General features: G+C 51.8%; 15 protein-coding genes and 1 pseudogene. 10 read left to right on the top strand and 6 right to left on the bottom strand.

What is annotated here, in order from left to right; translation table 11 throughout:
• The 7 genes and pseudogenes from ABEB26_RS15465 to ABEB26_RS15495 form a co-directional block, all read left to right on the top strand.
• Window positions 1-2653, top strand: a pseudogene (locus ABEB26_RS15465) (hypothetical protein); the annotation flags it as partial.
• A complete protein-coding gene (locus ABEB26_RS15470) occupies window positions 2653-3318 on the top strand; it encodes a hypothetical protein (protein ID WP_345722936.1) in 666 nt (221 codons plus the stop codon). The pseudogene ABEB26_RS15465 and the gene ABEB26_RS15470, both read left to right, overlap by 1 nt.
• A gap of 19 nt (window positions 3319-3337) precedes the next feature.
• Entirely contained in the window at window positions 3338-5515 is a 2178-nt protein-coding gene (locus tag ABEB26_RS15475; protein ID WP_345722938.1) for a glutamate mutase L, read from the top strand.
• 257 nt (window positions 5516-5772) lie between these two features.
• Window positions 5773-6816, top strand: coding sequence for a DUF11 domain-containing protein (locus tag ABEB26_RS15480; protein ID WP_345722939.1), 1044 nt, complete (start codon window positions 5773-5775; stop codon window positions 6814-6816).
• A 3-nt stretch (window positions 6817-6819) separates the two neighbouring features.
• A complete protein-coding gene (locus ABEB26_RS15485) occupies window positions 6820-8547 on the top strand; it encodes a tyrosine-protein kinase domain-containing protein (RefSeq protein ID WP_345722940.1) in 1728 nt (575 codons plus the stop codon).
• A complete protein-coding gene (locus ABEB26_RS15490; RefSeq protein WP_345722941.1) occupies window positions 8531-11362 on the top strand; it encodes a DUF4012 domain-containing protein in 2832 nt (943 codons plus the stop codon). Before ABEB26_RS15485 ends, ABEB26_RS15490 begins: the two co-directional genes overlap by 17 nt.
• Complete coding sequence (locus ABEB26_RS15495; protein ID WP_345722942.1) at window positions 11359-12774, top strand: oligosaccharide flippase family protein; 1416 nt, start codon at window positions 11359-11361, stop codon at window positions 12772-12774. Before ABEB26_RS15490 ends, ABEB26_RS15495 begins: the two co-directional genes overlap by 4 nt.
• Window positions 12775-12906: 132 nt before the next feature.
• On the opposite strand, the gene ABEB26_RS15500 is transcribed toward ABEB26_RS15495, so the two are convergent.
• The 6 genes from ABEB26_RS15500 to ABEB26_RS15525 all read right to left on the bottom strand — a co-directional run bounded on the left by ABEB26_RS15500 (window position 12907) and on the right by ABEB26_RS15525 (window position 17892).
• Entirely contained in the window at window positions 12907-13410 is a 504-nt protein-coding gene (locus tag ABEB26_RS15500; protein WP_345722943.1) for a DinB family protein, read from the bottom strand.
• Between the two features lie 125 nt (window positions 13411-13535).
• Window positions 13536-13697 (bottom strand): hypothetical protein, encoded by a 162-nt coding sequence (locus ABEB26_RS15505; protein ID WP_345722944.1) that lies wholly within the window; start codon window positions 13695-13697, stop codon window positions 13536-13538.
• Between the two features lie 77 nt (window positions 13698-13774).
• Window positions 13775-14251, bottom strand: coding sequence for a hypothetical protein (locus ABEB26_RS15510; RefSeq protein WP_345722945.1), 477 nt, complete (start codon window positions 14249-14251; stop codon window positions 13775-13777).
• Window positions 14252-14756: 505 nt separating this feature from the next.
• Window positions 14757-16079: an RtcB family protein gene (locus ABEB26_RS15515; protein ID WP_345722946.1), complete on the bottom strand. Its 1323-nt coding sequence runs from the start codon at window positions 16077-16079 to the stop codon at window positions 14757-14759.
• Between the two features lie 153 nt (window positions 16080-16232).
• Complete coding sequence (locus tag ABEB26_RS15520) at window positions 16233-16604, bottom strand: response regulator transcription factor (RefSeq protein WP_345722947.1); 372 nt, start codon at window positions 16602-16604, stop codon at window positions 16233-16235.
• A gap of 34 nt (window positions 16605-16638) precedes the next feature.
• Window positions 16639-17892, bottom strand: a complete 1254-nt coding sequence (locus ABEB26_RS15525) for a DUF3095 domain-containing protein (RefSeq protein WP_345722949.1) — start codon at window positions 17890-17892, stop codon at window positions 16639-16641.
• 137 nt (window positions 17893-18029) lie between these two features.
• Here ABEB26_RS15525 and ABEB26_RS15530 point away from each other — a divergent pair, with 137 nt between their 5' ends.
• From ABEB26_RS15530 to ABEB26_RS15540, 3 genes are read left to right on the top strand one after another with little or no spacing between them, the layout of a single operon-like run.
• A complete protein-coding gene (locus ABEB26_RS15530) occupies window positions 18030-18776 on the top strand; it encodes a class F sortase (RefSeq protein WP_345722950.1) in 747 nt (248 codons plus the stop codon).
• A gap of 10 nt (window positions 18777-18786) precedes the next feature.
• Complete coding sequence (locus ABEB26_RS15535) at window positions 18787-19455, top strand: hypothetical protein (protein WP_345722952.1); 669 nt, start codon at window positions 18787-18789, stop codon at window positions 19453-19455.
• Between the two features lie 29 nt (window positions 19456-19484).
• A complete protein-coding gene (locus tag ABEB26_RS15540) occupies window positions 19485-20804 on the top strand; it encodes a gluconeogenesis factor YvcK family protein (RefSeq protein WP_345722953.1) in 1320 nt (439 codons plus the stop codon).
• Window positions 20805-21008 lie beyond the last annotated feature (204 nt).

Here is a 21008-nt window from a genome sequence, read left to right on the forward strand (position 1 = left end):
AGCTGAATCATCGCCACCAGCCCCAGCCGCCGCAAATGTCGGCGATGATGTGCCAGCGTGGTTGCGTGGTGATTTAGATGCTGCGCCGCCAGCAACTCCGGCAGCGAGTGGTGATATTCCAGCGTGGATGCAAGCTGAATCATCGCCACCAGCCCCAGCCGCCGCAAATGTCGGCGATGATGTGCCAGCGTGGTTGCGTGGTGATTTAGATGCTGCGCCGCCAGCAACTCCGGCAGCGAGTGGTGATATTCCAGCGTGGCTACAAGCCGAATCAGCACCATCCACACCGCCCGTAGCAAGCGCCGGCGATGATGTACCAGCGTGGTTGCGCGGCGATTTAGATGCTGCGCCGCCAGTAGCTCCGGCAGCAAGTGGCGATGTGCCGTCGTGGATGCAAGCTGAATCAGCACCACCCGCACCGCCCGTAGCAAGCGCCGGCGATGATGTACCAGCGTGGTTGCGCGGCGATTTGGATGCTGCACCGCCAGCAGTTCCGGCAGCGAGTAGTGATGTGCCGTCGTGGATGCAAGCTGAATCAGCACCACCCACACCGCCCGTAGCAAGCGCCGGCGATGATGTACCAGCGTGGTTGCGTGGTGATTTGGATGTTACGCCGCCAGCAGCTCCAGCAGCGAGTGGCAATATTCCAGCATGGCTACAAGCGGATGCGGGTGAGTTGCCCCAAGCAAGCCCAACGGTGCGACTTGATCCAGAGGATGCCAGCGATAATGTTCCGGCATGGCTCAAAGCCGATTTAGATGTAGCGCCGCCAGCGGCTCCGGCAGCGAGTGGCGATGTGCCGTCGTGGCTGCAAGCTGAATCATCGCCACCCACGCCGCCAGTAGCAAGTGCAGGTGATGATATTCCGGCATGGCTCAAAGCCGATTTGGATGTAGCGCCGCCAGCGGCTCCGGCAGCGAGTGGCGATATTCCAGCGTGGTTGCAAGCCGATGCAAGTGAGTTGCCTCAAGCTGGCTCGACCGTGCGGCTTGATCCTGAGGATGCTAGCGATAATGTTCCGGCATGGCTCAAAGCTGATTTGGAAGCAGCTTCACCAGCAGCCCCAGCGCCCGTTGATGCAACCAATTGGTTGCATGAAGATGCGCCAACTGTTAAGCTCGATAATCAGGTTGCGGGACTTCCTTCGTGGTTGCAAGAAGATCTACCGACTACCAAATTGGATAGCCCTGCGGGTAATGTACCAGCTTGGCTTCAAGATGATGTAACGCCGATTGTGCCTGCCCCAACCAAACCCGAACCTGTAGCTCCTGCAACCCCAAGTTATGATCCAGAAGGTTCCAATATTCCGGCATGGTTGCGCGATGATTTAGATATTGAAATTCCGGCAAAAACGGCCCCTGCGGCTCCGATTATTCCAAGTAGCTCGCCTTCATGGCTGTTGGATGACGAGCCAGCCCAAGCGACTCAAGATGATACCTTGTTGGGTAGCGTTGATTTGCCTGCGTGGTTACGCCAAACAGTTAAGTTAGAGGAACCCAGCCCAGTTGTTGAGCAAGAAGTTGATCCGGCTGTAGCTGAATCTGCCGATTGGTTGCGGGTGTTGGGGGAACCAGAAGCTGCGATTGCCACAACCAGCCCAACCACGCGCCGCTTGATTGATGCAGATCCGCCAGCATTGCTTAACCGAACGCCCGAGCGGGTTTCGGCCATGCATTTGTTGCAAGAATTGGTGACGAAACCGCTGCCAGAGCCTGCCGAGGCTCCGGTTGTGGTGCTTGCACCATGGTGGCAGCGCATCGGCACGCAGCGGATTGTGGCCAGCTTGATGATTATAAGTTTGCTGGTTGGCTTACTCGTGCCGAATCTCTTGGCGATCAATACCCAAGCCTTAACGATTGGCGGTAACACCAGCGATCTCTACAATTATGTTGAAACGCTCAACCCCGAAAGTCGGGTGCTGATTGCCTATGAAGGTGATTTGCGCCATAACGCCGAGTTAGGGCCGTTGGAACAAGCAATTTCCCAACATCTAATTGAGCGTAAGGTGCCAATGTTATTGCTTTCGACTGATACCGAAGGTAGTTTGCTGGCAAGCCAACGCGCAGCTCAGTTTCCCATTATTGATCTGAATACAGGCTACACTGGCGAAGGTGCTGAATACTTGAACCTTGGCTGGATCAAAGGTAATGAAATTGGGATTGCCCAACTTGGCAGTAATTTGCGTAGTGCAATTGCCGACCTCTTGAAAAATCGTGAGGGCGCTGATGTCAATCTGTTGCGGATTATGTCGAAGCTCAATTCGAATAATCAGCTTGATCGCCCACGAATTACTACCACCAAGGATCTCGATTTGTTGATCGTGGTTGCTGATGAACCAGGCGATGTCCAACGCTGGATGGAGCAATTCTGGTCACGTGAGCCAGCTCTGCCAGTCGCAATTTTAACCACCAATGAAGTCTTACCCCAAATCCAGCCTTATGTTGATGTGAATGTCAATGGCACGCCAGCGGCGATTTATACGGCGGCTGGTTTGGTTGGCGAACAACAATATATGGCCTTACGTTCGAGTGCCACAAATACCAATGGCGCGATCACCGCCCTCAGTTTGGGCATGATCACAACAATTGTGGTGGTGTTGGTTGGTGGGGCGCTTCAGTTGCAACGGCGTATCCGTGGAAAGAGGAATAGCTAGTGACAACGCTTGGCCCTTGGATCGCCTTTGGCTTGAGCTTAATTGTGCTCAGCCGTGCTTTTGGCGAAAATCCACTATTTCGATTCAGCCAATATTTGTTTGTTGGTTTAGCGCTTGGCTATACCTTAACTGTGGTGGTTACGACGGTTTTTATTGTGCCAAGCGGTGATATGCTCGATAACCCCGATAGCGTTGGTGCAGCCCTATTTATCGTTCCAGTGTTGATTGGGGTGCTCTTATTGACCCGTTTGCGTACCCAACAATTCTCTTGGTTGGCAAATCTTCCGTTGGCGCTGTTGTTTGGGGTGGCCGCCGCCGTGGCAATTGCTGGCACACTTTTAGGCACGCTCCTGCCACAATTACAAGCATCGTTCTTTTCAGTGACAAGTTTTACCGATGGTAGCGATTTAGGGGCAGCAATTGGCAAACTCGTTCTGGTGATTGGGATTGTGCTTGTGTTGCTGTCGTTTCGCTTTAGTAAGGCTGCCACGCCTGATGCTGCTGATCATAGTGAAACCTTAAAACCCACCTTGGTGGCAAAAGTTGGTCGGATGTGGCTCTTGCTCAGTTTGGGGGCGGTCTTTGCCGCTACGCTGATCACCTATCAATCAGCCTTGATTGATCGAATCCAGTTTTTGCTGCGGCAAATAGGCGTGATCTCTTAGGGGTTGCGAAAGGATTGATATGACGACCGCTGATCCTGCTGCACTGCTTGTCGTTGATATTGGCACATTGTTTACCCATGTGGCGTTGCTCGAACTGGTTGCCGGCGAGTATCGCTTGTTGGGTCGTGCCCAAGCGCTCTCAACCCTAGAGCCACCAATTACTGATGCATGGCAAGGTATTTTGATCGCAATTCGCGAAATTGAGCAATTGACCTTTCGGGCGATTGCCCATGTCGATGGCTTGATGACTCCGCATCGCGCCGATGGTTCGGGCGTTGATGGCATGGTCGTAACCACCAGCGCTGCTGGCACGTTACCGATTGTCTTAGCCGCAATCTCGAATGATACGACTGGCGCTAGTTTGCGGCGGGTAGCGCGTTCAAGCTATACGACTGTGCTTGATATGGTAACCCTTGATGAATATGGCGACCCCGATTTGGCCGAGGGCGAAAGTTGGATCGATTATCAATTGGCCAATTTGGTGCGCTTGCCCGCCGCAACGGTGTTGATGGCTGGTGGCATCGATGGTGGTAATGCCGCGCCACTTGAGCGTTTGGCGCACATGTTGGGCTTTACGGTTTTGCGCCGCGAACAAATTAACTCGCGTGAATTTGCCCACGTAATTTTTGCAGGCAATACGGCGGCCTACGTTGGCATCGAGGATGCCCTTTCAACGATTGCGCCAATTACCTCAACTGCCAATGTGCGTCCAGCGATTGGGATTGAGCAATTAATGCCAGCCCGTTTGGAGTTAATTCGTTCTTATAATGATCGGGTGCTGCCAAAAATGCCCAGTTTCAACCGTTTGCGGGCGATGAGCAGCGATATGATTCGTTGTACTAGCGATGGGTTTGGGCCATTGGTGCGCTTTATCGCCAAACATCATGGCCGTAATACCTTGATTGTTGATATTGGTGCGATGACCAGCGCTGGCTATGCCTCAGACGGTACACAATTGCATCTTACCGTCGAAACTAATTGTGGTACGGCCTATGGGATTGCAGGCTTAGTCGATCGGGCTGGAGTTGGTAATATCACCCGTTGGCTGCCGTTTGAAATGAGCGATTCAGCTTTGCGCGAACATATGCTCAATCGGCTGATTCGCCCGCAAATTGTGCCGATCGACCGCGAAAGTTTGTTGATTGAGCAGGCCTTGGTGCGCGAAGCCCTGCGCGTTGTTTCGAAAGATTTGTTTGATGAACAACCGCAATTGGCCAGCGATTTGATTATTGCAACTGGTGGCGCACTGACCCACACCATGCATCCTGCTCAAGCTTTGTTGAGCATCGTGGATGGGCTGGATTTTGGGCGTTTACAACAATATCGTGATCGCAGTTTGCTGATTAGCGATATTTACCTTGATCGTGATGGTTTGCTAGCCTTGTGTGGCGCAACTGCCTGGAAATATCCCGATGCAAGTTTTTGTTTGCTCGAACAGGATGTATTGCGTAATGGCGCTTTAGCCAGCTATTTGGCGATCAATAGCTCGTTGCGCTTAGGCGATTTGGTGGCGGAAGTCGAGCTTGTGCCAGTCAGCGGTGCTCCGATCATCATGCAAATTCACCATGGCGAGATTCGACGCTTGCCATTGGCATTGGGCAAACGCGCTACCTTACGGCTGCGTCCAACCAAACAGGTGCAAATTGGAGCAAATTTACCAGGCGAAGTCGTCGAAACCGGTTTGGCGGCGATTACTGGAAGTGCATTGGGCTTGGTAATTGATGCCCGCCCACGGCCTTTGGCTCAACGCAATAGCGATATCCCAAGCCGCAATCAACAATGGCAATGGCTCAATCAATTGGGTGTGGTCGATGGGCTTAATCCCTATGCGCCCCAATATGATGATCAACCGCTGCCGTTTGAAATGGCTCCTGCGCTCACGCGAATTCCTGACCCTGCGCCTGCGCCTGCCCAAATGCTGCCTGAACGCGAAGAACCCAACGCGATTCCCGATTGGCTGCGCGAAGAAGGCGAGAATGCTAACGATTTGACGATGCCGCCACCAAGCGATTTTGGGGTTGAAGAACCTTTACCCGATTGGTTAGGCGGGATGGATGTGCCTGTCAGCAGTGATCCAGTACTTGATTTGGGTGAACGCCGAGCATCACAGCCAATCGCTCCTGCCGACTTTAGTGCGTTGCGCAATGAGTTGGAAGAACAAAAGAAGCCGAAACGGGGCTTCTTCCGCCGCAAGTAAATCAACACCAATCCGACCAGCCTGATTTTGGTTGGTCGGATTGGCTTAATCCCGCTAAAAATCCCCCACAGAATCGGCACTTTTCCCACAAAAGGGTTTGACAGCGTTTGATGGCGCGTGGTATGCTCATCGATAGTTCAGAGTTTGGCGATCAAACGGATATTGGGCTTTAAGCTCATTCTAAAGCGCTATGATCGCTTTAATCAAAACCTTTTTTGTAGCCATTTTTCCTCGATATAGCTTAGAAGGAGCAAGCCATGCACAAACGCCTTACGCGGGTACTGGGAACGATTTTCTGTGTACTTGGCTTGGGTTTGGCGCTATTTGGCTTTGATGGCGCATGGCGTGCCTATGGTCAAACCGCAGGGCCAACCCCAACCCCCGATTTTGACCTGCCGATTACCAAAGCTGTTAGCCCAAGCAATGCCTTGCCCGGCGATACGGTGACGTTTTCAATTAATGTTACGAATGATCAACCGCAAACCCAAACTAATGTTGTGATTACCGATAGCGTGGTTAATTTCTTGGAAGTAGTTGGAGCAAGCAGCAGCAAAGGCACTGCTAGCTTTAGCGGCCAAGAAGTTCGCGCCGATGTTGGTACATTGGCCAGTGGTGAATCGGTAAGTTTGACGATTACCACGCGGGTACGGGCTGGCACAGCGCCTGGCACAATCGGCCAAAATGTGGCGTTTGTCAATACGGCCAGTGGTTCAAGCTCCTCAAGCAATGTGGTTACGGTGACGATTGGTGGCGAAGGTACGCCTACGCCTAGCCCAACTCCAGTGCCAGCAGGCTCAAGATTGGTGGTTGAAAAGTCGGCTAGCCCAGCTAGTGGCAAAGTTGGCGATTTAATTACCTTTAAAATTGTGGTGCGCAACACTGGTGGTTCAACTGCGCCAAATGTCGTAGTCAACGACCGCATTCTCGATTTCTTGGAAGTTGTCAGCGTGCAAACCAGTAAGGGTAGCACTGCAACCACTGGCCAAGATGTTAAGGTTACAGTTGGCGATTTGGCGGCTGGCGAAAGCGTCACGATTGCAATTACCACCAAGATTCGGGCTGGCACGGTCAGCGGTCAACAAGGCATCAACATCGCCGAAGCAGTCGCCAGCGATGGTAGCGGTGGTTCATCAAGCACTACCAGCAATCCTGTAGCAATCGCGGTTGATCGTAATCCACCAGCAGGTTTGCCCGATACCAGTGCGCCAAATCAAGCTTCATGGATTTTCTGGCTTGGTCTGGGCATGGCAATTACTGGCGGTTTGTTGTTGATGGTTAGTCGCCGCCGTAGCGTTGCATAATCGATGAATATCATCCGTCGCTATATAACTGGTTTACGTCGCTGGCTCTGGCTTTTAGTGCTAGGGCCAGTTGTCGCTGCAGGCGCGGCCTATGCCATTAGCAGCCAACAAACGCCGCGCTATGCTAGTAGCACCCGTGTGATTGTTGGCCAAACCCTCAAAAATAGTAATCCCGATTATGGTAGTTTGGTGGCGAGTGAGCGCTTGGTAGCAACCTATGCCCAAATCGCTCAAAGCCGTACAACCATGCAGGCGGTTGAGCAGCGCTTAAATTTGAGCGATATGGCAAGTTCGGCGATCATCACCACCCGCCCCGTCCAAGAAACTGAGTTCTTGGATATTGCGGTTGAAGCCAATGATCCGCAGCAGGCTGCCGATATTGCTAATGCGATTGCCGACCAACTGATTTTGACTAGTCCGGCAGGGCCACAGAGCGCTGAGGCCAAATTGCTCGATGAAGTGAATCGCCAAATTGCTACGCTCAACGAGGAAATTACCCGTACCGACGAGGAAATTAAAAGCCTCAAAGCCGAAATTGAGCAAATTGGAGCCGAAAAACCAGCTGCTGAATCGTTGATTGCCAATTTACAACTCAAACAACAGAGCCAAAATCAAAATCGCCAAACCCTAAGCACGCTCTACAGCACGGCATTGGGCAATCGCGCCAATTCGATCAGTGTGGTCGAATCAGCGACCGTCAATCCAACTCCAATTGCCCCACGGCCAATTCGCAGCGCAATTCTGGCGGGAATTTTGGGCTTTGCTTTGGTGTTTGGTTTGGCCTTACTGCTCGAATATTTCGATGATAGCGTGCAAACCCCTGATGAAGGCGTGGATTTGGTCAATGCGCCGTTGTTGGCAGCGATTGTTAAGCAAGATACCAAGGTGACCAAGGCTTCGCAACGCTTGGTTTCGCGGCTTGATCCACGTTCACCAACTGCCGAAACCTTTCGCACCTTGCGCACAAATTTGCAGTTTTCGAATGTTGATACCAAAGCTCGCACATTGATTGTCACCAGCAGCCAGCCTGAAGAAGGCAAAAGCACAGTGGCGGCCAATTTGGCTTGGGTTTTGGCACAAGCAGGCCAAAAAGTCGTCTTGATTGATGCCGATTTGCGCAAGCCAATGATGCACCGCGTGTTTGAAGTTAGCAGCGAGTATGGCCTGACCAATTTGCTGACCAACAACGAAGATCCGACGATTCGCGAGCGGACAGTGCTTTCAGTTGCCGAAAATTTGTCGCTGATCCCCAGTGGGCCATTGCCACCCAACCCCTCGGAATTGCTCAGCAGCAAGCGCATGGAAATGCTAATTTGGCTGTTGCAGCAAGAATACGATTGGATTTTATTCGATACACCGCCAATTTTGACCGTGACCGACCCAATCGCGCTAATTCCACGGGTTGATGGTGTGGTCTTGGTGGCTGAGGCCAAGCGCACCCGCCGCGATATGCTGGTCAAGTGTCGGGCTGCGGTGCAAACTGTCGGTGGGCGAGTGATTGGCTTAGTCTTCAATAAGCTTGATCCGCGCTCCGAGGGCTATGGTGTTTACTATACCTACTACTACGATCAGCACCATAATTCCAACCGTGGCCGCCGCTTTTGGAATCGCAAAGATGATCATCAGCCAGTGCCAAGTATGAGCGAGCCAGCTCCGTTGGATTTGCATGATCCTTCGCTTGATCGTTCGGAAGCCGCCTATGAGATGGCCAGCCATGAGCGCAGCAAGTAAGCCACCACCAACTAATAAAGTTTCGGGGAAGCGCCGCTTGCGGCGTTTTTTCCTGTTTGGCTTGGCATTATTGGGATTGTGGTTAGGACTGATGGCCTGGTTTAGCTATCGAATCGCTGATCAAAGCCAAACTCTGCACAACCTATTGCAAACCCGACCGTTGCAATCTAGCCAAGCCCAAGCTTTTTGCAGTGAGTTAGCTGCAACTCACAGCAATATCGTGTGGTTTCGCCGATTGAGTTTGCCGTTGCACCCCATTTTGCGCCGGAGCAATACTTGGCTAGGTGCGCTGCCCGCTGCTAGTGATGCTGCCCAACAAGCAGCAGATTTAGCCCAAGGTTATTGTCAACAATTTAATCCAATAATTGCTATGCTCGATCTGCCAGCCAGCCAACGAACCAAGGCGTTGCTCGATTGGCTGAGTGCTAATCCACCACATTGGCTTGGGTTACAAACTGATCTGAGTCAATTGCAACAAACTTGGCAAACAGTGCCCAGCAACATCCAAACAGCACCATTTTTGCGCAACTATCAAATCCAATTAGCTCAGCTTGATCAACAATTAACCTCAGCCCAAACCAGCCTTGGCTTGCTTGAACAAGCTTGGCCGTTGGTTGAAACTGGTTGGGGCTGGCAAAAACCGCTACACTTGTTGATTGCTGGTCAAAATCCGTTGGAGTTGCGGCCAAGCGGCGGTTTTATTGGCAGTATTGCGACGCTCACAATCGAGCAAGGTCAAATTCGCACCATGGCCTACTTTAATAGTGCTGATTTTGCAGCGGTTGCGCCGACTGGTTCAGCCATACCCAAGCCCTACAACGATTATTTACGAGCCTCAATCTGGACTCTGCGTGATGCCAATTGGTGGCCCGATTGGCCGACCTCGGCTCAAAGTTTGCAAACATTTTGGCAATTAAACCAACAACCTGAGGTTGATGCAGTCATCGCACTCGATCTCTATGCCTTGCAGGGCTTGATTCAGGTTTTAGCACCGTTGGAGATCGCAGGCTACGGCCAAATCAGCCAAGCCGAGAGCCTTGAGCAAATTTTTGGGCTGTACGATGGGCGCAGCGTTACTGGCGATAAACAATTTTTGGCGGCCTTGTTCAACAGCACCTTGGAAACTACTCGACATGCCAGTTTTAGCCAATGGCTGGGGATTGGCGCAAGTTTGCAGCAAGCCTTGCAACAACGCCATCTTAGCATCTATTTTAACGATCAACCAAGCCAATCCTTGATGTTGACCAATGGTTGGGCGGGCGCGATGCCAGTGGTTGAACACGATGTACTGGGCTTAGTTGATGCTGATCTATCCTATAGCGACGGCCAGAATTTTATTGAACAACGCATGCAGCTTGAAGTGCAACTTGATGCCCAAGCCCGCCCATTAACCAACACGCTCACGATCACCTATACCAACCGCTACGACGATTGGCGAGCCGATTTGAGCAAACACGCGGTTTATGGCTATTGTTACAACGTTAAGTTGGCGGTGCAGCAGCGCATTCCAGGCTGTTATGGTGATTATGCTCGGGCTTATTTGCCGATTAATGCAATTCCGCTGCAATTAGAGGGAGCAGATACGCCGCCGGATCTCACGCAGGAAGGCCAATTTACCAGCGTTGGTTGGTATATGTTGCTCTACCCCGGCCAAACCCGCACGATTCGCTTGCGCTATTTGCCAAATATTCAAAGCCAGCCTTATCAATTAACTTGGTTCAAGCAAGCTGGAACCTTGGGCCAGCCGATCAGCGTAATCATCAATCAAGCCAATCAGCAAGCTCAATGGCATGGCTCGTTGCGCCAAGATCGCCAGTTTCGGTTTGAGGCTGGCACGATTCAAGCGCCAGCCAGCGATTTGCCTGCCATTGAGCCACAAGAATCCGCCGAGCAGGCTTGGCAATTGTGGCAACAAGGCCAGAACAGTGCCGCGCTCGACCGCTGGCAAACCAGCAACACGCTTGATCGGGCTTTGGATTATGTGGTTGGTTTGCGTTGGACCGCCGATCCAGCAACTGCCAACCAATTATTGAGCCAACTACGGCCATTGTTGCCTAATTCTGGTCGGGCGGCCTTTTTGGCGGGCTGGTTGGCAGAGTGGAATGATGATCAGCCCACAGCCCTACAAGCCTATCAAGCAGCCTTAGAGCATGAGCCAACCAGCCAAGCGGCGCGTTTGGCCTTGGCTTTGCTGCAACTCCAGCTTGGCGATGCTCAGGCCGCTCAAACCACGTTGCAACAGCTTGAAAATCCGCGTTTGGCCTTGCAGCGCTTGGCGTTTGATCGACGTATGGCTGGTGATTTGGCGCAGGCTGAGGGTTATTATCAGCTGCTGTTGACCCTCGACCCGCGTGATCGCGAAATTTGGGAAGAGCGTTATTGGCTGCGGCGTTATGCCAACGATCAGCCTGATTGGCAGGCAGTCGAACAACTGGCGAATCAGGCAATTGCCATCTTTCCCGATGATGCTCAGTGGCTCAGCCGTCGCGCCGAGAGCTACGAGCGCCAAAATTTGCCGCAACAGGCGATTGCCGATTGGCAGCAAGTTACCACAATTTCGCCGACCAATAGTTTGGCTTGGTATTATTTGGGCTTGCAACAACGGGCGCTTGGCGATTGGTCGGCTGCACAATCGTCGCTTGAAATGTTGATTACGCTTGATCCACAGGCTGATTATTATTTAGTGCTGGGCGATACCCTGCGCGAATTGCAATTATTTGATGCTGCCCGTGAAGTCTATGCCAATGCGGCTAAACTTGAGCCTGAGCATCCTGGTTTGGCTGAACGCTGGCGTTTGTTGGAACATAGCCCGTGAGTCGTCGCTTGCTCAAAGATACGGCGCTGTATGCCCTAACTGGGGTGGCAACCAAAATGATTGGGGCATTGCTGCTGCCTTTGATCACGCGCTTGCTCAGCCCTGAATTGTATGGCAGCGTCGATTTGATTAGCCTTGTCGGTTTGTTTGCGATAGAGTTGGTGACGCTCGGCAGCGATTTTGCCTTAGCCCTGTATTTTCATGAAGCCACGATTGAGCGGCGGCGCTTAGTTGGCTCGCTCTGGGTAGCACGGCTACTTTTGGGCTTGTTCATCGCATGGATTGGCCATTTGCTTGCGCCCTATTTGGCGCTGCAATTGCTGCAACGTAGCGATGCCCAAACGATTTTGGCCTTGCGGCTTGGTTTATGGGGACAGCTTGCCAACGGCATCATCAGTTTGTGGTTCACAACCCTGCGCCAAGAGAGCAAAGCGCTACGTTTATTTGGTCTGACGGTGCTGCGAGTAGCCGTGACCGCGTTATTGACAATTGGCTGGATGTTGCAAAGTAGCCAACGTTTGAGTGCTTATTTTGGGGCGATGCTGGTGGTTGATAGTTTGCTGGCGCTCGGCTTGACCCTCCAAATGCGTGGGCAACTGGGCTGGCCCGATTGGCGTTTGCTGCGAACTTTGTTGGGCAAAGGCTTGGGATTCTTGCCACGCTCGATCTATTTTGTGGCGATGACCTTGATCAATCGCCAGATTTTGCTGCATTTTGGCTCGTTGGAGCAAATTGGCCAGTATGCAGCGGCGACCAAAATTAGTTTTATCGTGTGGATTGTGATTAGCGCCGCCAATCAGGCTTGGTTGCCCTATAGCCTGTCGATTGCCAACACCCCTAACGCGAACGCCAATTATCGTCAATATTTAACGAGCTATACGATGTTGATGGGCGCTGCCACAACTGGCTTAGGCTTATTCGCCCCCGAATTGCTGCGGCTTTTGACCACAGGCGATTATCTGCCAGCAGCGCCAGCGGTTGGCTGGTATGCGCTAAATTTAATGGCGATCGGCTTGTTGACGGTGGCGGCAACCGGCCTGACAATCACTAAAACGACCACTGTTTTAGGCCAAACCAGCTTATTGACTGCGCTTTTGAATGTTGGTTTGGCGATTGTGCTCGTGCCATGGTTGGGCTTGGTTGGGGCGGCAATCGCAGCAGCAGGCGATCAACTGATCGCGGCGTGGTTGGTGTATCGCGCGGCTCAAAAACGCTATCCGATTGATTTTGATGTTAAGGCGGTGCTGGGTTGGCTGGGCTTGACGATGGCTTGTGTTGCCTTGGCTAGTTGGCTACCCTTGAGTTTGAGTTGGCCATTGATTGGGTTGAAACTGGCGATTGTTGGCCTATGGTTGGGTTGTTTGTGGCGTTGGGGCCAGCCCAAAATGCTACTGAATTTGCTGAGAAGGTAGATATTCCCTCACCCCCGACCCCTTAGCGGTGGGAGAGAGGAGCACTGCTGCATCGATTCCCCCTCGCTCGCGTGCGGGAGAGGGGGCTAGGGGGTGAGGGCACTACTCCATTGCTAATCATATATTCTAAACTTATGCGTTGATCTCGCGGTTATGGCCTCGGCCAGTTTCATGAGCATAGGCCCATGGCTGAAGATCGGGCGGCTCGATTCCCAACGATGTGAGAATTGCACAAATTTGTTCACGGTGGATGTTGCTATGGTGCAGCGCTTGAGCGATCAAGGCTCCGCCATGAATTTCATAATCGCCTGTTACGAGGGTCACCATTTGCTCAGCATCGAATGGCATAGCCAGAAATTCGGCCCAATTGGTGGCAGCCTGTTCAGCCCAGGCCTGTAGCCGTGCAAAATCGCTGGTCTCTTCGCGGTTGATCAGCCAATCAGGGGCTTTGCCTGAAAGATGTTGCAGATAGCGGGCATCAGCGCGGATGATATGATTGAAGGTGGCGATAATATTCCCGTAGCTGCCCACCACGGTTGTGGCAAGTTGCTCCTCGGAAAGCTGGCTACATGTTTGCAATAACAATGCGGTTGCCCAGCGATTGTGCTGAAACGAATCGAACAGAACTCCGTGCATTTGATCTCCTCTGATTTAAACGATCGATTAGCACGAATGTACTGCAAATAGCGGCAGGTGTCAACGCTAATGCTTGAGCATGGTTGAATTTGGAAGCGTGAGCTGTGGAGATGAGCGGAGTGAGATTATTGAAGTTTGGCGCGTTGGGCGAGGAGTTGCTGGCGCACGATGTCTTGCTTGAGGCTGGTGGTTGAACGAGGCTTGATTTGGCGCGTCAGCTTAAAACTGCCGATCAGCAGGCCACCACCAAGCACGAGTTGCAAACACCCAAAAATCAGATCAACCATCGCTGCCTCAATTAAAACAATTTAGTCGGAATAAACTGTAGAATCAAGTATAGCCGATGGCTGATCTGCTTGTCAAATTACTCGATATGTTTAAAACTGAGGTCGATCGATTGGGCATGCAGATGTTTGACGGCCAGCGTGGCGGGGTGGCTGCGCAACAAGTTTTCAAACTGCTCAAGCTCTTCGGGATGCAAACACCACTGATTGCCGTGATTCAAACTAGTTAATTTCAAATTTGAAATATAGCGAAAGGTCAGCGAAAGCTGCTTAACCGAATCGTCGATCCATTCGCCGTCATCATCGACATAGGTTTTCTCAACCACCAAATGGCGGGTCAAATTATAGCGAAAGCTTGGGTTCAAACCGTTTGGTTCAAGCCCCCATTGAAACAGCAACATATCACCATCGTTAGCCAGATCACAATCGTCAATCCGAATTTCGCGATAGAATCCAAGCATAAGGTTGATCGCATCGTCAATGGCAAGGTATTCAAGCACTTTATCCGATTGTTCTAGCCACAAGTTAAAGCGGTCTAGCACATGTTTTGCTTGCATTCCACGTTCCTATTCTAGCTCTATGATTACGATCCTTGCATGATGGTGTATTGTAAACTATTTATTGTCGTAGTTGGAAACGGCTTGGGTAAATTGGCTTAAACTGGAGGTTGGTGATTTATCGTCTCTTTTTCACCACCCCTCCGCCCCGCCTCAAGGCGGGGAACGCAGGGTGTTTTTATCCCCCTGCACCCCCTAAATGGCAATTGGTGATGTTCAGACGTTTGCTGATGAAATTGAGAATATTGTTGTGCTTACGTCCTGACCCCTAATTGCTGATCACTGACCCCTCGTTCACCACTCCTCCGCTCCACCTCAAGGCGGGGAATGCAGGGTGTTTTTATCCCCTGCATCCCCTAAATGGCAACTGGTGAGGCGTTCGCTGATGAAGTGAGGTCGGCATGGTTCGAAGTGTAAGAAGTAAACCTTAGAAGATTGTGGCTCCCCTCGCCCACTACGGCGAGCGAGGGTTTGAGGGTGAGGAAACGGTTGGGACAACTCTTGCTTAGTTTTGGCCTGCTTCGCCTGCCATAATCACGGCGATTGGTTTCATACGGGCAAGGGGTTTGATCAAATCGGCTTCAAGTTGCAATTCCATCACTCGTTCGATGTCTTTGTAGGCCAACGGCGATTCATCGACGCTCCAGCCTTCGACATGCACACCATGTGCTTTGATGACTTTTTTGGCTTCGCTTGGGCTGATCGTGGCACGAGCTTTGGAGCGGCTGAACAAACGGCCTGCTCCATGCGAGGCGCTATGCAAGGCTTCAGGGTTGCCCAAGCCTTCAACCACATACGAAGCCGAAGCCATGCTGCCTGGAATCACCCCGCGCACGCCGACTCCAGCAGGCGTTGCGCCCTTGCGATGCACAATCAAATCGCCTTCGCGCCAAGCAAAATTATGGTGATTTTGAATGGTAGCAATTGGTTGGAGTTTGGTGCGTTGGGCAAACAAGCGGTGGATCACTTCATGATTAGCTTGGGCAAAAGCTCCGGCTAATTCCATAGCGGCCCAATATTCTTGGCCGGCCTCGCTATCCAAATCGAGCCATTCGTACATTTTGGGCACGTTGGCTTGCCGCGCAGTTTCTTGCACGGCGATGTTGCTATAGTGCTTGGCAATAGCATAGCCAACCCCACGCGAGCCGCTATGGGTCAGCAAGCCCACAAATTGGCGGGGCAAATCGTTTTCGCCAATTCGTTCGCCAACCACGATATTGGCAAAGTGGTTGCCGCTGCCGCTCGTGCCAAGTTGGGCGATGGCTTTTTCGCGCAAGCTCCGGGTTTGAGCGGTGATATTCCAATGTTTGATGCCTAAAATTGGATGATCTGGCCCACGTTTGCGGGTCGCACCTGAGCCAAACACCGTCACGTCAGCCAAATCACGAAATAATTGCTCATGCTGGCGTTGGATTTCCATGGGTGCTTCAGCAAAAATCGTGAGATGCATGCGGCAGCCAATATCAACCCCAACCATCATGGGCGAGACAGCATTGTGAGCGGCAAAAACCCCGCCAATCGGCAAAGCAAAGCCCGGATGAGCGTCGGGCATCAAGGCTCCTTGGGCGGCAATTGGCAGGCGCAAGGCCAACAGCAATTGCTCCAAAGCAGCGGCTTCAATATCAACTCCAATTTGGCCATAGGCCTTGTAGGGCTGTGGCTGCTCATTGATCCGAGCTAATTCGGTGGGCTTGCCAAATTCAGCCTCGACTTGGGCTACAATTTGCAAATCCTTGGAGCCGCTTTTTTTGAGGGCGGCGGCATACTTAGCAATGGCCGTGAAGCGTTTATCGCCACGCCATGGCTTGAGTAAAACGTTGAGTTTCATAAATTTGAGGCTCAATTCTAGGCCAGAGCGTTGAGCTACCGGCGGTTATTCAATCTCCAACCACTATACTGAAACGCTGCATGCTCAAGCATCAGGCAGAATGTTGACATAGGCTCAGTCTAAATCCCGAGAACCTACCAGCCGCTAGACTTGTTAGTGAGTTTTACCATAGCGTAGTCGTAGCATCGTGTTGAGGTATTCGATGAAAACGGGGATGTCAAAGGGTTTGGAGAGGTAGGCATCTGCGCCTGCATCGGCTCCACGTTGAAAATCAACCTGTTCGGAGCGCACGGTCAGCATCATCACCGGAATGCTATAGCTCATTTTGATGCGGCGGCAAACTTCTGTGCCTTCGAGCATCGGCATATTCACATCAAGAATCACTGCATCGGGGCGTTGGCTAACGACTTTTTGTAATGCTTCCAACCCGTCACGGGCAATCGAAACCCGATGGCCTTCGAGCGCCAACACCTGTTGAACCAAACGAATAATATCTTGGTTATCATCAACCAATAAAATGTGCATACGGCCTCCAAAAAGTGCAATGGAGCCATTATACTCAGCATGTCCCCCACGATGGTGATGAAGTATCCCCCAAAAGTCCTGTTTTTGGCTGTGACACAGTTTTGGTTGTAACAGGTGGTTCGAGATAATGGCTTTGCTGTTTGAGTTGATCAGCAGCTTTGGCATAGCCGCCGTTGTTGCCATCAATAAAATGCACTTGGCGACCCATGCGCTCAAACACGATACAGGTCATCAAGGCACTATCGGAAACATGCAGGCCATAGTTAAGTCGTCCAGCCGCCCGTTCAGCATTCAGAAATTGCTCAAGTTGCTGGCGTTGTTCAGGCGTTCCGGCAATCACCATGCGCAGCATTGCATCGTATTTGCGATAATCGGTGCTAGCTTGCAAAATCTGGGGATATTCGGCCCAGTCGGTTAATTCGGTTTTGGCTCCAGTTGCCAACAGCAATTTGCCGAGCAGATTCAGCCACCAAATATTATTGAGATAGCGCAATTGTTGCAGTTTGCTGGAGCCGCCGCGCAAACGAGCTTCGCCCCATAAATCTTTCAGCCGCAAGGTTAAACTTAGTTGTTGCACATCGACGGGGTGATGCGAATCGCCAGTGCCGTAGATGGCCTCAATCTGCTCGATAACTTGGCGATTGATCGCATTGCGCTGGTCGCTGGTGTTGGCTTCGGCCCGAACTAAGAGCGAAACTGTTTCGCCATAACGGCTGGGAATTGCTTGCCAGCGACATTCGAGTCCATCGAGCAACCCTGACTGATCGCTTGGGTTGGCATCTAACAAATATTTTGCGCCTGCCACGGGATCTTTGATCGTTTGTTCGACGAAGGTCAACCCATCACCGTTGATCATCGCTTGGGCATAATTATCCGAGGCGGCGAATTTGGCAATTTCGAGCTGATAGCGATGGGCATAAACTTCGCTGACTGGCATAATGCCCACCCGCAAATGCAAATTGTAGGCCGATTCGCTCAAATGCTGCACTGCTTGTAGCGCTGGTTTGGCTTGCTCAACTAACCATGGCGGCAATAAGACGGTTGCGCCATCGCCGCCGAACACAAACGGGATATCGAGATTGGGTTGCAAATTGAGCAAGGCCACAATCGTGCTAGCGCCAATAAAATTCACATCTTTGTAGCGCCCCTCGCCAATTGCCTTGGTCGATTGCTCAATATCGCTCACCACAATAACCCAATCGTCAGGAACGCGATGGTAGCAATTGGCATCGGTAATTTGGACAAAATCGGTGATAATGGGTAAGGTTGCATAGAAGTTGTGCGCCATCGATAACCTCGATTATGAAAGGGTTTGCAACTGGATTTGGCCGTTCGCTAAAGCAATATATTACATAATAAACATTACAATAGAGTTTACGCAATCTAAGCCAATTGGATGGATTGTTGAGCAAGGAGTTTTCTGGCATGCGTTGGATGTTATTAGTTTTCGTCGGTTGTAGTTTAGTTGCCTGTGGTGGCACGACCAACAATCCCAGTGCAACGGCGGTTGCTAGCCTTGAGCCAACTACTCAAGCGGTGGTGGCAAGTGTTGTGCCAACGAATCCAATTGTAGCAACACCTGCTGCTACGCCGACTCGTTTGCCCACCCAAACCGTTGCTCCCGAAGTTACCAGCAAGCCAGTTGAGCTGGATACGCCCACCTTGAACGACCAAAATGCGCCGCCAACCGCCGCGCCGCAGCCAACCGCCGATGCCAGCAGTGCTCCCAGCCAACCTGTACGTATGGTGATCGACGCGATTGGACTAGATCTTGCGCCAGTTTCGGTGGGCTTGGATCAACGTAATGTGCCGATTGTACCCAAGCACGATGCAGGCTGGTATAACCTGAGTGCTCAGCCGGGCCAAGGCGAAAATGTAGTGTTTTGGGGCCATGTGCTGCGCTGGAAGGACGCGCCGAATGTGCCAGCCCCCTTTGCCCGCGTTAAGGATGTGGCAATCGGTGAGACAATCACGGTTTATAGTGCTGATGGCAGTCAATATCGCTATCGGGTGACTGAGCAAGTGTGGGTCACGCCTGATCAAGTGCAATATATTTTGCCCGTTGGCTCAGAGCGTCTGACCCTAGTTTCATGCATTGGCGATCAAGTGATTGTTGAAGGTAATTTAGAAATGAGCCATCGCTTGATTACGATTGCCGAGCCAATTCGCTGAGGTTGTGTCTATGTCTGAGAGCCTGCCAAATCTGCATGTGCCATCAATTCAAACGCTAGGTGAGCGCTATGGCAAACTGCGTTTATGGTGGTATATGTTCGTAGTGGTGTTTGTGGGCGATTTTTGGGCCATGATGGCAATCTTTCTGATTGACAAATTGACTGAACAATCAAACCTGCCCGTGCTTTGGCAACTTGGTTCACAACGTTTGAGTTTCGACAGCATCGCTTTGGCATGTTTGCTCTTTGCTGGCTTAGGCTGGCTCATGGGCTGGATGTTACGCAAAGTTGCGGTTTGTCGGTTGCGTTCAGTCGTTTTGGCGGCGTTGATCGGCTATTGGTCGGCCTATATTGTGTTTAATTGGCCGCCCAGCCAACGCCTAATTACCAATATTCCGCATCCCACCTACTATCGGCATATGGTGATGGCGATGCTCACACCAATTGGCTGTGTGGCTGGACCGATTGCCTTGGTAATGCGGCCAACCCGTTGGGCCTGGGTTTGGCTGCTCAGTCAATTGGCGATGGGATTTTTGATTACCAACCTCAGCTATCTTTTGATACGTTATGATTTTGATGGCTCAATTGTTTTTTTCGGCGTTAGCCTCATGGCGGGTTACCCACTTGTTCTGAGCATGTGGTTTAGCTATTATTTACGTCGCCAAATCGTGCCCTTCTAGCCGCCATTTGGGCCTATAATTGGAAAACTATGAAACAATCTGTACCTGCATCTGCCCGTAAATTATTGGATAGTCGTTGGCTCAAAGTTGGAATTGGGGTCAAGCGTTGGTTGGCATTAATGCTGTTTGGCCTAATGTTCTCGGCCTTGGGCCTGGCTTTTGGCTTGCGTGAACTGTATACCACAGTTGAGTTACCAGCGATTTTCTATTATTTGACCCTGCAATTTTGGCCGCGCACCATTCGCATGATCATTTTGTGTTTGGTGGGGATTTCAGCCACTGGCTTTGCTTTTCGCCATCTTAATCGGGTATTGCTCAGCGCCGCCTTGCCGCGCAATACCGCCCCGATCGATTTGGCTGAAACCTTGATTGGCCGTAGCCGCACCCGTCATGGCCCCAAAGTCGTGGCAATCGGTGGCGGTCACGGGCTTTCGACCTTGCTCAGTGGCCTCAAACAATATACCGATAATATTACGGCGATTGTGGCGGTTGCCGATGATGGTGGCTCTTCAGGCCGCATTCGCCAAGAATTTGGCATTCTACCACCAGGCGATATTCGGCGTTGTTTGGCTGCCTTGGCCGAGGCTGAACCATTGATGACCCGTTTGTTTGAGCATCGTTTTCAGGCTGGCAGCCTCGAAGGCCATACCTTTGGCAATTTGTTTATCACTGCCTTGGCTGAGGTGACTGGCTCGTTTGGCGAAGGCGTGCGCGAGGCCAATCGAGTCTTGGCGGTGCGTGGCCAAATTGTGCCAGCCACACTTGATGATGTGGTGTTATGGGCCGAATTGGAAAATGGCGAACATATCAGCGGTGAATCGCGCATCGCCAAAAGTGGCCAGCGGATCAAACGAGTCTATCTCCAACCACATGGGGCGTTGGCGGTACGCGCTGCGATCAAAGCGATCGAAGAGGCCGATTTGATTATCGTCGGCCCGGGCAGTTTGTACACTAGCCTGCTTTCGAGTTTGATGATCAGCGAAATCAACCAAGCGATGCGTGAGGCGGTGCAGGCAGTGCGAGTGTATGTTTGCAATGTGGCGACCGAGCCAGGCGAAACCGACCATTTTGGGGTGCGCGACCACTTACAAGCCCTTGTTGAGCATGTTGGCCCCGACGTATTCGACGTGGCCTTGGCCAATAGCGACGATCGCCAAAACCATCGTTTTGCGCCCGAATGGCAAGGCCGCACCACGATTGTGCCACTCGATCAAACCCAAGATTTGCCAATTCGTGTTCGCACCGCCAACGTGATCAATCCGGCCAACCCACTGCGCCATGATCCGGTGCGCTTGGCACGGGAGTTGATGCGGGTGCTCGAAAAAGAACGCCAAATGGGCCGCTTGTGACAGATATTGACACATTGTTGTGCTAGGGTCGGGGTTAGGGGTCAGTGGCTGGGGAATTGTATGCCCTCACCCCCTAGCCCCCTCTCCCGCCCAGCGAGGCGAGGGGGAACCAGCCCATCATGATCATTGGATAGCCCCTCTCCCGCCGCAGTGGGAGAGGGGGCGGGGGTGAGGGAAGGTATATATTTGATCAAGCCAACTACC

Origin of the sequence: Herpetosiphon gulosus (genome assembly GCF_039545135.1) — a bacterium.
Classification (GTDB): Bacteria; Chloroflexota; Chloroflexia; order Chloroflexales; family Herpetosiphonaceae; genus Herpetosiphon; species Herpetosiphon gulosus.

What these genes read in the sequence shown, in the direction of transcription:
- ABEB26_RS15520 (WP_345722947.1), bottom strand. Translation starts at nt 16,604, where the DNA reads ATGCACATTTTATTGGTTGATGATAACCAAGATATTATTCGTTTGGTT.
- ABEB26_RS15475 (WP_345722938.1), top strand. Translation starts at nt 3,338, where the DNA reads ATGACGACCGCTGATCCTGCTGCACTGCTTGTCGTTGATATTGGCACA.
- ABEB26_RS15530 (WP_345722950.1), top strand. Translation starts at nt 18,030, where the DNA reads ATGCGTTGGATGTTATTAGTTTTCGTCGGTTGTAGTTTAGTTGCCTGT.
- ABEB26_RS15490 (WP_345722941.1), top strand. Translation starts at nt 8,531, where the DNA reads ATGAGCGCAGCAAGTAAGCCACCACCAACTAATAAAGTTTCGGGGAAG.
- ABEB26_RS15480 (WP_345722939.1), top strand. Translation starts at nt 5,773, where the DNA reads ATGCACAAACGCCTTACGCGGGTACTGGGAACGATTTTCTGTGTACTT.
- ABEB26_RS15515 (WP_345722946.1), bottom strand. Translation starts at nt 16,079, where the DNA reads ATGAAACTCAACGTTTTACTCAAGCCATGGCGTGGCGATAAACGCTTC.
- ABEB26_RS15535 (WP_345722952.1), top strand. Translation starts at nt 18,787, where the DNA reads ATGTCTGAGAGCCTGCCAAATCTGCATGTGCCATCAATTCAAACGCTA.
- ABEB26_RS15500 (WP_345722943.1), bottom strand. Translation starts at nt 13,410, where the DNA reads ATGCACGGAGTTCTGTTCGATTCGTTTCAGCACAATCGCTGGGCAACC.
- ABEB26_RS15505 (WP_345722944.1), bottom strand. Translation starts at nt 13,697, where the DNA reads ATGGTTGATCTGATTTTTGGGTGTTTGCAACTCGTGCTTGGTGGTGGC.
- ABEB26_RS15540 (WP_345722953.1), top strand. Translation starts at nt 19,485, where the DNA reads ATGAAACAATCTGTACCTGCATCTGCCCGTAAATTATTGGATAGTCGT.
- ABEB26_RS15485 (WP_345722940.1), top strand. Translation starts at nt 6,820, where the DNA reads ATGAATATCATCCGTCGCTATATAACTGGTTTACGTCGCTGGCTCTGG.
- ABEB26_RS15525 (WP_345722949.1), bottom strand. Translation starts at nt 17,892, where the DNA reads ATGGCGCACAACTTCTATGCAACCTTACCCATTATCACCGATTTTGTC.
- ABEB26_RS15510 (WP_345722945.1), bottom strand. Translation starts at nt 14,251, where the DNA reads ATGCAAGCAAAACATGTGCTAGACCGCTTTAACTTGTGGCTAGAACAA.